Source organism: Collinsella sp. SGI.178, from assembly GCF_050313495.1.
Taxonomy (GTDB): Bacteria; Actinomycetota; Coriobacteriia; order Coriobacteriales; family Coriobacteriaceae; genus Collinsella.
In genome coordinates, this window is the sequence record NZ_JBNPLM010000011.1 from 43,223 (window position 1) to 58,737 (window position 15,515).

At 63.7% G+C, this 15,515-nt stretch carries 10 protein-coding genes; 7 read left to right on the forward strand and 3 right to left on the reverse strand.

All coding sequences use genetic code 11. The features are described from left to right. Positions 1-6 precede the first annotated feature (6 nt). The 3 genes from ACQRAQ_RS04765 to ACQRAQ_RS04775 all read right to left on the reverse strand — a co-directional run bounded on the left by ACQRAQ_RS04765 (position 7) and on the right by ACQRAQ_RS04775 (position 3,734). On the reverse strand, positions 7-1,014 hold the full coding sequence (locus ACQRAQ_RS04765) for an FhaA domain-containing protein (protein ID WP_427719325.1): 1,008 nt from the start codon (positions 1,012-1,014) through the stop codon (positions 7-9). Next, positions 1,011-2,864, reverse strand: coding sequence for a serine/threonine-protein kinase (locus ACQRAQ_RS04770; protein ID WP_427794091.1), 1,854 nt, complete (start codon positions 2,862-2,864; stop codon positions 1,011-1,013). The genes ACQRAQ_RS04765 and ACQRAQ_RS04770 overlap by 4 nt, the downstream gene beginning before the upstream one ends. Positions 2,865-3,008: 144 nt before the next feature. Next, positions 3,009-3,734: a hypothetical protein gene (locus ACQRAQ_RS04775; protein WP_427794092.1), complete on the reverse strand. Its 726-nt coding sequence runs from the start codon at positions 3,732-3,734 to the stop codon at positions 3,009-3,011. Positions 3,735-3,849: 115 nt separating this feature from the next. On the opposite strand from ACQRAQ_RS04775, the gene dnaX reads away from it, so the two are divergent. The 7 genes from dnaX to nifJ all read left to right on the forward strand — a co-directional run bounded on the left by dnaX (position 3,850) and on the right by nifJ (position 15,439). After that, on the forward strand, positions 3,850-6,345 hold the full coding sequence (gene dnaX, locus ACQRAQ_RS04780; RefSeq protein ID WP_427794093.1) for a DNA polymerase III subunit gamma/tau: 2,496 nt from the start codon (positions 3,850-3,852) through the stop codon (positions 6,343-6,345). Between the two features lie 221 nt (positions 6,346-6,566). Then, positions 6,567-6,887, forward strand: coding sequence for a YbaB/EbfC family nucleoid-associated protein (locus ACQRAQ_RS04785; RefSeq protein WP_427719331.1), 321 nt, complete (start codon positions 6,567-6,569; stop codon positions 6,885-6,887). 13 nt (positions 6,888-6,900) lie between these two features. Next, a complete protein-coding gene (gene recR / locus ACQRAQ_RS04790; protein WP_099432550.1) occupies positions 6,901-7,497 on the forward strand; it encodes a recombination mediator RecR in 597 nt (198 codons plus the stop codon). A gap of 243 nt (positions 7,498-7,740) precedes the next feature. Next, complete coding sequence (locus ACQRAQ_RS04795; protein WP_427794094.1) at positions 7,741-8,643, forward strand: hypothetical protein; 903 nt, start codon at positions 7,741-7,743, stop codon at positions 8,641-8,643. Continuing rightward, positions 8,640-10,481 (forward strand): serine/threonine protein kinase, encoded by a 1,842-nt coding sequence (locus ACQRAQ_RS04800; protein WP_427794095.1) that lies wholly within the window; start codon positions 8,640-8,642, stop codon positions 10,479-10,481. Before ACQRAQ_RS04795 ends, ACQRAQ_RS04800 begins: the two co-directional genes overlap by 4 nt. A 3-nt stretch (positions 10,482-10,484) precedes the next feature. Continuing rightward, a complete protein-coding gene (locus tag ACQRAQ_RS04805) occupies positions 10,485-11,423 on the forward strand; it encodes an FHA domain-containing protein (protein WP_427794096.1) in 939 nt (312 codons plus the stop codon). 476 nt (positions 11,424-11,899) lie between these two features. Next, a complete protein-coding gene (gene nifJ / locus ACQRAQ_RS04810) occupies positions 11,900-15,439 on the forward strand; it encodes a pyruvate:ferredoxin (flavodoxin) oxidoreductase (RefSeq protein WP_427794097.1) in 3,540 nt (1,179 codons plus the stop codon). The last annotated feature ends 76 nt before the right edge of the window (positions 15,440-15,515 follow it).

Genomic DNA, 15,515 nt, shown 5'->3' on the forward strand with positions numbered 1-15,515 from the left:
AAGCGATTAACCCCTAAATTCAAAGGTGCTCAGGCCAAACGTTAGCAGATCGCCGTTGCGCAGCGGGCAGCGCGTGATGCGACGGTTGTTGACGAGCGTGCCGTTGGTGGAGTTGAGGTCCTCGATCGACCAGTCAGAGCCGGTAAAGGTGAGCTGGGCATGACGGCGCGACACGTTGGGGTCGCGCAGGGCGATGTCGGATACCGAGCGCTCACGACCGATGGTCACCTGCGCGGAGGTGATGTTGTGGCTCTCGCCGCTCACGACGTCGACGAGTTGGGCGAGCGGACGCTGCGGGGCGCGGGGGCTTGCCATGTTGGAGGCGATGCTGGTCGCAGCGCCAAGACCCACGGCGGCGCCAGTGGCAGCCGCTCCGCCCATACCGGCAAGTGCGTCGCGCGAGACGGTTTGCGGCACAGGGATGGGGGCTGCGGGATCGGGGACATTGGGTGCAAAGGGGTCGGCCACAGCGAGCGGGTCGGGAGTGGCAGCGCGGGGTGTCGGCTGCTGCTGGGGCATGGCGGCCGGGTGTTGCTGCGGCGATGCAAACTGCTGCTGACCGGCGCGGGGGGCGCTTGCGGCACGGCTTGTGGCCGAGCTGTTCTGTCCCAGGCCATTTTGATAGGCGCGCTCTTCCTCGTACAGACGGCCGAGCGTGGGAGCGTCGACGTTCTCGGCAAAGACCGAGAACTTGCCGGCGCGCAGCTGAGGGTCGATCATAAAGCGAACAAGGGGCTCGCCGACAAAGACGTAGCGGCGTTTTTCGGCCTGCGCCTTCACAAACTCGCGCACCTCGCGCGAAAGCTCGGGATAGAACGGGGCAAGCATGGGATCGTCATCGGTGGCGATCAGGATGGTATAGAGCGCCGGCGCGGTGTTGACGCCGTTGATCACCAGAGTTTGATCCTCCATGTCGCGAGCAGCCTGCTTGGCAAGCTTCTTAAAGGAGAACGGGGCACGGGTGGCACCGAAGATGCCGGCCACGTGGTCCTCGAAGATGTTCAGGAAGTTCACGAAAGATCACTCTCCGTATAGGTTCTTTGGTATCCGAGCAAATACAGGCATATCCCAACGATTATAGAGGATAGGATTCCCGCAACCGCCGCCTTGGCGACGACCGTGCCCGCAAGGCTGGCAATTTCCATATGGTGTGCAAGACAAAACGATACGGCCGAGCCGATACCGGCGACGGCAATTGCGACGATGGCGGCGAGGTTTGACCCCTGCTCGGCGCGCTTGGCATGGGCATTGAGCAGCAGCGACGTTGCCGCGGCTGCTGCTGCGATCAGTGCGAAGGCGGCCCAGAGGAACGCGTCGCCCAGCGCTGCGGCGACATTGCCAAGCCCCAGCACGCCTCCCGTAGGGAGGGCAGCTGCGGCCAGGCGGGCAAAAAGCGCGCCTATACCCGTGGCGGCAGCGGCGCTTGCCGGGCCGAGCCAAAACGCCGCGAAGCCCGCGGCGGCCCCGGCGGCAAGGATGGCGTCGCCGGTTAGACAACCTAGCGCAAGCGCGCAGGTGAGTGCCGCGCTCGCGGCCGCTTCGGTGCGTCCCCAGGCAATCCACCATCCGGACATGGCGGCGGCAAAAATGACCGCGACCGGCAGCATCGACAGGATGCCCTGCGCCTGCATGGTGGCGTTGGCCATGAGCACCAAAAAGCCCACGGCCGAGATAGCCGAGCCGATCTGCGGTGCCAAGCCTGCCGCCGCGCCAATAGCGATGGCCGCGGCGACTAGCCCGGGAAGCGCCGCGACGCCCGCTGTCTGCATAAGCAAAAAGCTGAAGGTTGCACACGTTAGTGCCGAGATACCGCGCATGGTGTAATCGCGCGCGCAGCTCCAGCGCGTGCCCGCCCAACCAAGCGCGGGGTCGACTTCGATGGCGTTATCCTCGTAAGGTAGCGACTCCATATCGTCTGCCGCGTGCTCGTCGTCCGAAAGCTCGCTTACCATCTGCTCCAAGCTGCGACGGCCTTCGCGCACGCTCCCCAAGCCGGCAAGGAGTTGGTCGCAGAATGCCTCGATGCTATCGGGGCGGTCTTGCGGCATAGGGGAGAGGGCGCTCATGAGCGCTGCCTCGGCTCCCGGGGGAAAGTGCGGGATCAGCTCGCTGGGATAGGTGGCGCCGCCGATGATGCGGTCGAGCGAGTCGGCAGGCGTTGCCGCCATAAAGGGGGCGCTGCCGCACAGGCCCTCGTAGATCACGCAGGCAAGGGCAAAGACATCGGCGCGCTCGTCGACCGTGCCGGTCTCGATATCGAGCTGTTCGGGCGGCATGTAGCCGATGGTGCCGCCGCGCGATCCGCCAAAGCCGCCGGCAGATGACAGCCGCGCCATGCCAAAGTCGGTGAGCTTTACATTGCCCGAGTGGTCAATGAGCACATTGGCGGGCTTTATGTCCAGATGAAGCACGCCGTTTGCATGGGCAAAGGTGAGCGCCTGACCCAACGCGTCGGCAATGGTCGCTGCCTCGTCAAAGGTGAGCGAGTGGCCGTCCACGCGATGCAAAAACTCGGCCAGCGACATGCCGTCGACATACTCCATGACCAGGTAGGCATAGGCGGTGTCATGCGTAAAGTCGATAACCTGCACGATATTGGGATGTTGAAGCATGGCGGCGGTATGTGCCTCGCGCAGTACATCCATGATGTCGCTGGCGGGCATGCCGGAGCCGTTGATAAGAGGGATGCGCTTAATGGCCACGCGACGACGCAGGTGCGTGTCGCGGCAAATCTCGATGGAGCCAAAACCGCCGGTCGCAAGCGTCTCGAGCGGCTGGTACCGCTTGAGCAGCTCGCGAGAGCTGGTGCCCTCCAAAGGGACGTCCGGCGAGAACCGGGCGGTATGTTGCGAGAAAAGCGGCATGGCCAACCCTCGTGCGTTTAAAGTTCGTTTGCGAGCGGCGGGCGCGGGGCCGAGCCATTCGCGGTGGCATAGATGCTGCTAGTGTAGCACGCTCTGGTGCATGGGGAGGATAGCGGGATGCGAGGCTGCCTGTCTGACTTGGCCTTAGCGCTTCTTCTTGCCCTTCTTCTGCCAGCACTGCTTGCTCTTGTTGTCCTGGGGCTTGTCTGCCTTGTCTCCCTGCTTGGCCTCGGCTGCAGCCTTCTCGGCCTTCATTTTCTTCTTCTTGGTCTCGATGCGGAGCTTTTTGTTGATGCGCGCCTTAAGGAAGGAGCCAAACTGCTCGGCGTCGCCGCGAACAAAGGTGTCCTTGGGGATCGTCACGCCCTGGTCTGCGAACATGGCAACAAAGATGCGCTCGCCGTCGAGTACGTGGTCGAGCTTCTCAAACGGGAAGAACTGCGACTTGCCGCTCTTGCCCCATACCATCAAGCCGTCCTCGTTGGCGGCGACGCGGCGATAGCGGCCACCCATGGACTTGTCGGCCTCGACGGCGTCGATAAAGTCGCGGGCGAGCGTGTGGTGCAGGTTTTTGCTCCACCAGGCCAAAAAGGCGCCGAACACGATCAGGACGACGCCAAACTTAATCCAGTCGCCGCCGGCCACCAACATGCCGATGCCGAGCAGCGCGGCAATTGCCGCGGCGACATACAGCGAGCCGCGACGCCTGGGCGAGGCGACCAAGCGGGCGAAGTCGGTGACGAGGTCGTTTTCGTACTGATACTCGTTGAGGTACAGGATGCCGTCGTCGGCTGCTGCCTGTTTCTCGAGCGCGACCTCGACCTGGTCGGCTGCTTCGGAGGGGACGAGGTTGCTCTCTGCGTCTGCCATGCTCTTTGGACTCCTATCGCGGCGGGCTCGCCGTACGGGTTATTATGAGTGCAGTATGCCGTGCGACCGCATGGCCGTCGCGGCAACAAAACTCAGTATACCCGGGGGAGCACCCATGGAATCGTTGTACCGAAAGTATCGCCCGCTCACCTTCGACTCCGTGGTGGGCCAGCAGCATATCGTCTCGACGCTCGAGCACGCCATCACCGAGGGACGCCTGTCCCACGCGTACCTGTTCTGCGGACCGCGCGGCACGGGCAAGACCACCATGGCGCGCATTCTGGCCAAGGCGCTGCTGTGCCGCAATGCCGAGGCGGCGCGCGCCGAGGGCGCAAGCGGCTGCATGCCCGACGGCACTTGCGAAGAGTGCGAGCTCATCGCCGAGGGCAACCACCCCGATGTCTACGAGCTCGATGCCGCAAGCCGTACGGGCGTGGACAATGTGCGCGAGGAGATCATCAACTCCGTTAACTTTGCCCCGGTGCGTGGCAAGTACAAGATCTATATCATCGACGAGGTCCATATGCTCACGACGGCGGCGTTCAACGCGCTGCTCAAGACGCTCGAGGAGCCGCCGGCGCACGTGATCTTTGTGTTGTGCACCACCGATCCGCAAAAGATTCTGGAGACCATCCTCTCTCGCTGCCAGCGCTTCGATTTCCACCGCATCGGCAACGAGGATATCGAGCATCGTCTGTCCTACGTGTGCGAGCAGGAGGGCTTCGATTACGACGACGAGGCGCTGGCCATCGTGGCGCGCCATGCCAAGGGCGGCATGCGCGACGCGCTTTCCACGCTGGAGCAGCTGAGCGTTTTTGGCAACGGCGCCGTGCATGCGGACGATGCCCGCTCGCTTTTGGGCGAGGTTTCGGACCAGATCCTGGGCGAGTTTGCCCGCGCCATCGCCGAGCGTGATATTGCTGAACTCTATGGGCTCATTCGCGCACAGGTCGAGGAGGGCAATGACTTGCTTGAGCTGACGCGCGACCTGGTGGCGCACGTGCGCGACGTGTATGTGGCCTGCGTTGCCGGTACCCGTGGCGAGCTGTTTGAGGGCGGGGCCGAGCAGGCTGAGGCGCTTGCTGCCGAGGCCGCTGCCTTTGGCGGGCATCCGGCCGACCGTCTGGCCCGCGTGCTGACAGTGCTCGACGATGCCGCGTTGGAGATGAGGGGTGCGAGCGACGTGCGCCTGGTGCTCGAGATCGCCTGCACGCGCCTGGCACGTCCCGAGGCCGATCTGACCATTGAGGCCCTGGCCGAGCGCGTGGCACGCTTGGAGGCCATGGTCGCCAACGCCGCGGTGCCGGCGAGCGTGGCTGCTGCTGGTGCTGCGCCTGCGGCTGTCGCGGCTGCACCTGTGGCGACACAACAACCGACGCTGATCTCGGGTGCCCGAGCTGCTGCCCCTGTGGCATCCGCCGCTCCCACTGCTACGCCCGCGCGCCAGGGCGGCATGCCTTGGGATCGCGGTGCCGCCGCTCCGGCGGCCCAGCCCGCGCCGGCCCCCAAGCCCGCTGCGCCTGCGCCTCAGCCTGCCCCGGCTCCGATGCCCCAGCCCACCGCCGCTTCGGCTCCTGCACCTGCCGCTGCGCCGGCGCCTAAGCCCCAGCCCAACACTGCCGCTCAGGTTGCTGCCGCCGGCGCCGCCGAGACCCCTGCGGTCGAGGATGCCGGCGAGCTCCAGCGCAAATGGGTCGAGGTCGTCGAGCGCGTCAAGGCCCAACAACCTTCTTATGCGGCTCTCCTGTTGAACGCTCGCGCTACGGCAGACGATGGTTCTAAGCTCACGGTCTCGTTCCCTACGGCATTTGCTATCAAGATGCTCGGGCGTGCTGATACACAGGCGGTGTTTTTGCCGACAGTCAGTGCGGTCTTCGGTCGTCGCACCGTCGACTATGTCCTGGATGGGGGTGTCAGGCCGGCTCCTCAACATGAGGAGCATTCTCCATCTGTACGGGCTGCGGCATCTGCGGACCCGCAACCCGTGTCCTCGGCGGCCCCTGTATCCTCGAGCGCCAGCGCGCCGCAGCAGCAAGCGGCACCGGTAGCGGCACCGATCCCGTCGGTGACTGAACCCGCCGTGTCCAAACCGGCTGCTCCGATCCCCGCGTCCAAGCCCGCTGCCGCGCCTGCACCCAAGTCATCCGACCTGGCCAAGGCCCCCTGGCTGCGCTCCGACAACCCTGCCGGTGCTCCTGCCACGGGCAAGCTCCCGACCGAGCCCGCGCCCCGAGTGTCCGAGTGCGCGTCTGCTCCCAAGATTCAGCCGTCTGTGCAGGCTGCGCCATGGGAATCCGAGCAGGTACCCTACGACGACGCCATGGTCGGCGGCTTCGCCGGCGATGCGAACGGGGAAGATCTTGCTCCGTTCGACGTGCCTGCCGCGGCGCCTGCGCCCAGCCCTGCCGCTTCGGCCGCAGCTCCCGCGGCTGCGACGTCCGCTCCTGCAAGTGACGACGGCCTCGCTGCCCCTTGGGAGTCCAACCCCGGTGCTGGCAGTCCTTTCGGTCACCAGGGCGCAGCCCCGGGCATCCCGCAGACCGAGGACGAGGCCAAAGCCCTCATACGTAGTGTCTTTGGCCAGTCCACCATCTTCAAGCCGGTGGAGTAACTATGCGGGCGGGTATATACGCCGAGTTGTGAGACCTTGCATAATTCGACCTTGCATAGTCTTGGGCGGCGCGTCACGCTAGAGGACATGTACATCGACTGAGTTAGCGCGACCGCCCCGCTCGTTTGCCCCGCGCCGTGGTACGATTTTTGAGTTTGAAAGTCCCGCCGTGCCCGGCTGCCCTTGCAGCTTGTCGCGCGACCACACGTAAAGGAGCCATCATGGCCGGTATGAACATGCAGCAGATGATGAAGCAGGCCCGCAAGATGCAGGAGCAGCTTGCCGCCGCGCAGGAGAACCTCAAGTCCCAGACCGTCGACGCCTCTGCCGGCGGCGGCATGGTCAAGGTGACCGTTAACGGCGAGATGGAGCTCGTCAACCTCACCATCGACCCCGATGCGCTCGATCCCGAGGACGTCGATATGCTGCAGGACATGATTATGGCTGCCGTCAACGAGGCCGTCCGCGGCGTCAACGAGCTCGCCAACAAGCAGATGGGCGCCATCGCCGGCGGCCTCAACATCCCGGGCATGCCGTTCTAAGACGCGCACATATATGAGTGCCAACCATAGTCTGCAAAAACTGCTCGATGAGCTGGGCCGTCTGCCGGGCATTGGCCCCAAATCGGCCCAGCGCATCGCCTACTACCTGCTTGAGGCCGACGCCGAGGAGGCGCGTCGCCTGGCCGAGGCCATTCTAGAGGTTAAGCAGGAAGTGCATTTTTGCAGCCGCTGCTTTAATTACGCCACCGCTGACGAGTGCTCCATCTGCCAAGACTCGATGCGCGACACCACCCGCATCTGCGTTGTGGGTGAGCCGCGCGATGTCCAGGCGATTGAGCGCACGGGCAGCTACCACGGCCTCTACCACGTGCTGGGCGGCGTGATCAGCCCCATGGACAAGATCGGCCCCGAGCAGCTGCACATCCGCGAGTTGCTGGCGCGCTTGGGCCACGAGGACATCCACGAGGTCATTATCGCCACCAACCCCAACATTGAGGGCGAGACCACGGCGAGCTACCTTGCCCGCACCATCAAGCCTCTGGGCGTCGAGGTGTCGCGTCTGGCGAGCGGCCTGCCCGTGGGAGGCGACCTGGAGTATGCTGACGAGCTCACGCTCGGCCGTGCTATCGAGGCCCGTCGTGCGATCTAGGCGGCGTCAGCTCCGCGGCATGTCCCGTCGGCCTGCCGCACGGGGCGCTCATAATTGGGCACGCGTTCATGCATTTGTTGTACAACAAACCTGCTTTTCATCCGCTTATCGCGTGGATGGGTCCACTCTCACCTCGTATTTGCCCATTCGTTGCACAACCTTTTGAGTTCGCTGATACACTCAAATGTGGATATGAAAGAATACGCCGCTTTTAAGCGGCGTGTTTTTGTTGGAGGAGAACGCATGCGGCCCGCTAGCACTCAGACAAAGCATGGCGCCGCGGTGCGCATGCGACGCCGGCTGGGCCTGGCGCCTCGGGCGTACGTGCTGCTGTCTTGCTCGCTTGTACTGGTCATAGCCGGTGTTTCGGCTTATGGCATGACGGTGCCGTCCATGGTACAGGCGTATGCTGCGCGCGAGCTGCATATTGGGCGCAAGGCCAAAAGCGACTTGGGAACGACAACCGGATATGCGTGGGCGAGCGTGGTCTCGCATGTTGTGTTCGGTGGCGACGATGCGGACAGTCCAGAAACATCGGACAATGAGGTTACGCTGGCAAACGGCAAGACCATCGTGCTCACCAACACCAAGGTCATTACGAAGCTTTCCAACAACAGTGTGGCTTCTGTCGTCAATAAGGCCGAGCAGCAGAAGGGGCAGGACGCCCAACAGACAGGCCAGCCCGGCGGTTCGGGTTCGTCTGGCTCCAGCTCCGATTCGTCGGGCGGCGGTTCCGGTTCGGGCTCCGCCTCTGGCGGTGGATCTTCGAGTGATGGCTCGACGGACGGCGGTGCCGGCGGCGACACGGGCTCGGGTGGTCTCTCGGCTGCCGAGGAGGAGAGTATTCACAGCTGGCTCGTGACCAAATACAACATGCTCGATGGCTATGTCGCCCGCGCCAACAGCGTGGTTTCGACCTATAACGCTACGGGCGATACCGGACCGTGCGATAGCCTGACCAACGATATGTTTGTCATCCGTGCCGAGTTTGGCCGGCAAACGTTTTCTCCCAAGTCAAAGTGGTATCAGCAATACGCCAACCTATGGGGTTGCTACACCAATCTGTGCCAATGGGTGGGGCATTATGGCGATGACGACGTCGCGCTCAACAACTTCAATACCAAAGTGGCGGCGATCGCCCTATGACGAATAGCCTTGCTTCTGTGGCAACCCAGTCGCTCAGCCGTGATCCCATGGTGGGCCTGCGCCTGGCGCGCGTTGGAGGGTTTGAGCCCGCCATTGCGCTGGGCCCGGACGAGCTTCCCGCCTACCTGCGCCGTTTTACGATGCTGTTTGCCGATGACACCACCATGCGCCGCGGCGGTATCGGCCGTGTGACGCGTGCCGTCAACGCGCAGGGCGAGGCCGTGGCACTCAAGCAGCTCATCTTGCCAACGCGCGACGAATTTGATGACGATGTCGCCCACGAGGCGCTGGTCACCAAGTTCAAGGCGGCGTTTCGCGAGGAATATGAATGCCATCGTGCCCTTTCGGGCCTTAAGGGCTTTCCCCGCTTATACGGATGGGGCGAGGTTGACGGCGTGCCCGCGATTGTCATGGAGTGGGTCGAGGGCGAGACGCTCGCTCGCCTGCGCTCGCGCCTTGCCGTGGACGATGCCGGGCGTCTGTCGCCGCTCGTGGCGGCGCGTCTGGGTCGCGACCTGTTCGATCTGCTCTGCCGCATGAGCTTGGTAGGCGAGGGGTTCGTCCATCGCGATATCTCGCCCGCTAATATTATGGTGCGCACGGCGCGCCTGCCGCTCGACCGACAGCTTGCCGAAGGCACCTTCGACCTGTGCTTGATCGACTTTGGTTCTTCGCTGGCGCTCGAGCCCGCCTCTGCGGTGGCCGGCACCGGCGGCAAGGCGTCGTTTACCGAGCGCTATGCCACGTTGCGCCGCGCGACGGTGGCCTACGCCCCGCCCGAGATGCTCACCGACGATATCCCCGACCTGCGCATGCTTCGCATGTCGCCGGCAATCGATGTGTATGCAGCGGCGAGTACGGTCTACGAGCTCATCGCCGGTGTCGCGCCGTACGAAGTGGCGCCGGGTGCGTCGGGTACTTCGGGCTCGCGCAAAAAGACGTGCGATATCGCCAGCCCTTATCGCCTCAAGATGGATACGCTGCCCGATTATCCCGTTGGCGCCCACGCGCCCGGCTGCGACTTGACGCAACTGCTGCGACGCGAGCCCGATGTGGCACTTGCCGCGGCCGAACAGGCTCAGCAGCTGGGACTCGATCCAAATTCCGAGGATCTGCGCGATGCGCTGGCGTTTGTCGATGCCCAGTTGTTCGACGTGGTCATGGCCTGCCTGTCCTGCCATCAGGAAGATCGTCCCGAGCCGGCTGCGGTGGAGGCGGCGCTCTCGGCATTTTGCGACCACTATGCGCAAAATGTCGCCCGCTCGCTTCGCGCCGAGCCGCTCTTGCCGTGCACGATGGAGGTATCGGGGCACACGGCCCGGCGTGCGGCGATGGTTGGTGCGACGGCGGTATGCGGCGTGCTTTGGGCTGTGGTCGTGGTATCAGCTGCGCTGTTGGCGTCGGGCGCCCATGTGACGCTCGTCGTAGGACCGCTTATGTGGTCCGGGAAGCTGCCGGCCATTATCGCCGCACTGGCGCTGGCACCGCCGGGCATGGTGGGCATCGCTGCCGGCGCCATGGCACACGATCGTCGCACGGGGTTCCTGCATGGCGTACTGGCGCTTTCTGCCTGCGAGGTTCCGGTGCTGATCGCGGTTGCATGCACCGTGTTTTCCCAGCGCGCCGTAGCGAGCGGCTTCGTTGCCGCCTTAATTGCAACCTATGCGCTCACGTGGTTTTTGCTGGCGATGGGGTTTGCCTTTGAGCTTCCCGTCGTGTCAGCGCGACGTGCGAAAATTTCCATGGCGACGCCGCTTGCCGGCGGAGCCGCGGCTGCTCGCGCCTTTGGCGGGCCGGCCAAAGTATCCGACACTATCTCTGCGACCAAGGAGGGCTAAGCCATGGCTTCTCAAGCTGAGCTCACCCCGTGCGGGGCAATGTTTGACATCTTCAAGCGCGCAGCGCACCTGAGTCATATCGAACTGTGCGGCCTGGTGCTCTCGAGCCGCCCGCTCGTCGACGGCCGTAGTCCGCAGAGCCGTGCTGCCGATCGCTCTTGGGTTTCGCGCTTTATCGTGCGCGCGCCGGTCGGCACGCTGCAGGAACGTTATTTTGCCGATTACGGCACCTCGGCCGCGCGCATTATGTCGCAGCTGGCCCTGCGCCGCCGCAATCCCATGGACGCCGCGGCCGTGACCAACATGGTGTGCGGCCCCGCTGGCGAGCCCATGGTGCGGGCACTCGAGGAATGCCATCAGGACACGAATCTCTATCGCAATGCGCTCGAGCGCCTGTCGCAGGCGGCTGAGCTCATGCCCGCCGAGCGCGCCGAGGCCATCCTGGTGCTGTTTGTCGCCGTGGGCTGCTCGGCAGATGTCCGCTCGTCGGTGACCTATGCCCTCGACTACGCTCATGCGACCTGTGGCGGCGCCACGTCGACGCCGCGCTCGCTGAGTACCTCGACGGTCACGGGCGAGCGCGAGGCGGCGCCTGCGCACCCGTTGGGACTGCTGCGCGTGCAAAACGGCTACGTGGTGAGCGCCCCGCGCTGGATTCAGCCGAGTGAGGAGGGCGTCGAGATCGGCGCGCTGGCGACGGGGGAGGGCGATATCACCGATGTGGGCGATGACGTTTCGGCTCGCCATGCCCACGTGTGGTGCGATGACCAAAATGTCTGGTACGTCGAGGACCTGTCGTCCACCAACGGAACTGTGGTGGTAAACGGCGCGACGAACGTCTGCACCCAGGTCGAGCCCGGCCGCTCCGCTCAGCTCAACCCCGGTGACGAGCTCAGGCTCGGAGAATCCACAACCTACGCCATCCTCCTCGGCGCCCTCTGACTCATCTCCTAAATAAGTTGCGGTGAAATAGGGACTGTTTAAGGCTACGGCCGGCAAAAACAGTCCCTATTTCACCGCAGCTGCCATTTGGTCCCTCGGTGACGGAAGGATTATTTTTGCACTTGATGGTCGCTCGGGATAAACCTTTACCGCCCGCCTATATTTGTCGAAATTACACTTGACGGCGGGGTACAATAAACCCGCATGCGGATTTCCGTTGCGGGCGCTTCCCATCACCGGGGCGTGCCCGGGAGCATCCGGCATGCGGCCTTTGCGGCGCTCGATCATGTGCAAGACGGGTAGCTGGGCCTGTGGAGCGCGTGCAGCCTCCTCGCCTCGGCATGCCTTCTCTCCACGCCATGTATCTGCTGCTGAGTCCGCCTGTCAGATGACTGGAAGCAACAGCGAAAATCCCATCACGCCAACATCCCGGTAATCGCCGGGGCCTGTATACCTATATGAGAGGAGAGGGGTATATGGCGCGTAAGTTTAAGTCTATGGACGGCAACGAGGCGGCCGCATATGTTTCGTATGCGTACACCGAGGTAGCGGGAATTTATCCCATTACGCCGTCCAGCCCGATGGCCGACCATGTCGACCAGTGGGCGGCCCAGGGTCGCAAGAACATCTTTGGCACCCCGGTCAAGGTCGTCGAGATGGAGTCCGAGGCGGGTGCAGCCGGTACCGTTCACGGTTCGCTGGGCGCCGGTGCTCTGACCACCACCTACACGGCTTCTCAGGGCCTACTCCTGATGATCCCGAACATGTACAAGATCGCGGGCGAGCAGCTCCCGGGCGTCTTCCACGTCTCCGCGCGTTGCGTCGCTTCCCACGCCCTGAACATCTTTGGCGATCACTCCGACGTCATGGCCTGCCGCCAGACCGGTTTCGCCATGCTCGCCGAGGGCAACGTCCAGGAGGTCATGGACCTCTCGCCGGTGGCTCACCTTGCCGCCATCGAGGGTAAGACCCCGTTCCTCAACTTCTTCGACGGCTTCCGCACCAGCCACGAGATCCAGAAGGTCGCCATGTGGGACTACAAGGATCTTGCCGAGATGTGCGACATGGACGCCGTCCAGGCTTTCCGCGACCACGCGCTCAACCCTGAGCACCCGCACACCCGCGGCAGCCATGAGAACGGCGACATCTTCTTCCAGAACCGCGAGGCCTGCAACAAGGTCTACGACGAGCTCCCTGCCGTCGTCGAGGGCTACATGAAGAAGATCAACGAGAAGCTCGGCACCGATTACGGCCTGTTCAACTACTACGGCGCTCCCGATGCCGATCGCGTCGTCGTGTGCATGGGCTCCTTCTGCGACGTGCTCGAGGAAGTCATCGACTACCTCAACGCTCACGGTGAGAAGGTCGGCTTGGTCAAGGTTCGCCTGTTCCGTCCGTTCTCCATCAAGCACTTCGTGGACGTTCTCCCCGAGACCGTCCAGAAGATCGCCGTCATGGACCGCACCAAGGAGCCGGGTTCCATCGGCGAGCCGCTCTACCAGGACGTCGTCTCCGCTCTCTACGAGGCCGGCAAGACGGGTATCAAGGTCGTCGGCGGCCGTTACGGCCTGGGCAGCAAGGACACGCCTCCCGCGTCCGCGTTTGCCGTCTTCGAGGAGCTCAAGAAGGACGAGCCCAAGCGCGAGTTCACCATCGGCATTGTCGATGACGTGACCAACCTGAGCCTGCCCGAGGCCGAGGATGCGCCCAACACCGCAGCTCCCGGCACCATCGAGTGCAAGTTCTGGGGTCTGGGTGGCGACGGTACCGTCGGCGCCAACAAGAACTCGATTAAGATCATCGGCGACCACACCGACAAGTACGTTCAGGCCTACTTCCAGTACGACTCCAAGAAGACCGGCGGTGTTACCGTCTCGCACCTGCGCTTTGGTGATTCCCCGATCCGCTCGCCGTACTACGTGACCAAGGCCGACTTTGTCGCTTGCCACAACCCCAGCTACATCGTTAAAGGCTTCAAGATGGTCCGCGACGTCAAGCCGGGCGGCACCTTCCTGGTCAACTGCCAGTGGAGCGATGAGGAGTTCGCCGAGCACATGCCCGCCGTGGCCAAGCGCTACATCGCGAACAACAACGTCAACGTCTACCTGATCGACGCGATCGACCTGGCCGCCAAGGTCGGCATGGGCAAGCGCACCAACACGGTGCTCCAGTCCGCCTTCTTCGCGCTGGCCAAGGTCCTGCCCGCCGAGGACGCCCTGCAGTACATGAAGGACGCGGCTACCAAGTCCTACATGAAGAAGGGCCAGGCCATCGTCGACGCCAACCACAAGGCCATCGATGCCGGCGCTACCGCCTTCCGTAAGTTCGAGGTTCCGGCCGACTGGGCTACCGCCGAGGACGCCGCTCCTGTCGAGCTTTCCGAGGAGACCAAGTCCGCTATCGCCCAGCAGGTCAAGAACCTGCTCGAGCCCATCGATCGCATGGATGGCGACAGCCTGCCCGTTTCTGCCTTTGTCGATTGTGCCGACGGTCAGTTTGAGCTGGGCGCCTCCGCATACGAGAAGCGCGGCGTCGCCGTGGTCGTTCCCCACTGGGACGAGACCAAGTGCATCCAGTGCAACCAGTGCGCCTATGTGTGCCCGCATGCCACCATCCGTCCGTTCGCGATGACCGAGGACGAGGCTGCCGCCGCGCCCGAGGCTACCCGTACGCTCGACGCCATGGGCCCCAAGGCCAAGGGCATGAAGTTCACCATGGCCGTGTCCCCGCTCGACTGCATGGGCTGCACCAACTGCGCCAAGGTCTGCCCCAAGGGCGCCCTCGAGATGGTTCCCACCGAGCAGGAGATGGATCAGCAGCCCGTTTGGGACTACATGGTCAAGAACGTCTCCGAGAAGAAGGAGCTCATCGCGGCCAACGTCAAGGGCAGCCAGTTTAAGCAGCCCTACCTGGAGTTCTCCGGCTCCTGCGCCGGCTGCGCCGAGACCGCTTATGCACGTCTGGTGACCCAGGTCGCCGGCGACCGCATGTTCATCTCCAACGCCACCGGTTGCTCCTCCATTTGGGGCAACCCCGCTGCCACCGCTCCTTACTGCAAGGACAAGGACGGTCACGGCCCGGCGTGGAACAACTCCCTGTTCGAGGACAATGCTGAGCACGGTCTGGGCATGGCCATCGGTTACGAGGCCGTCCAGAATAAGCTGATCGCCGCCACCCAGGAGCTCATCGCCGCTGACGGTCCGTCCGACGAGCTCAAGGCCGCCGGTCAGGCTTGGATCGACTCCGTCAACGACGCCGAGGCCTCCAAGACTGCTGCTGCCGCCTACGTTGCCGAGCTCGAGAAGTGCGGCTGCGACGCTTCCAAGGCGATCCTCGCCGACAAGGCTTACCTCACCAAGAAGTCCTTCTGGATCTTCGGTGGCGACGGTTGGGCCTACGACATCGGCTTCGGTGGTCTGGACCACGTCCTGGCTTCTGGCCACAACGTCAACGTCTTCGTCTTCGACACCGAGGTCTACTCCAACACCGGCGGTCAGGCCTCCAAGGCTTCGAACCTGGGCCAGGTTGCTCAGTTTGCCGCTGCCGGCAAGGTGACCAAGAAGAAGTCTCTGGCCGAGATCGCTATGAGCTATGGTTACGTCTACGTGGCGCAGGTCGCCATGGGCGCCAACCCGGCTCAGACTCTCAAGGCCATCCACGAGGCCGAGGCCTATGACGGCCCGTCCCTCATCATCGGCTACAGCCCCTGCGAGATGCACTCCATCAAGAAGGGCGGCATGCAGAACTGCCAGGCCGAGATGAAGAAGGCTGTCGAGTGCGGTTACTGGAACCTCTTCCGCTTCAACCCCGAGGCTGCTGCCGGCAAGAAGTTCTCGCTCGATTCCAAGGAGCCCGCGGGCGGCTATCAGGAGTTCCTGATGAACGAGGCCCGTTACGCTTCGCTGACGCGTTCCTTCCCCGAGCGCGCCGAGGAGCTCTTCAAGGAGAACGAGCAGGCAGCTATGGACCGCTACGCTCACCTGCTGAAGCTCAAGACGGTGTACAACGAGGCCTAGGTCTCCCACCGCAGGATCTGAGGGCTAACCTTCGCGGACGTCCTCGGACATGAAAGAACCCCCGCTGCGCACTACG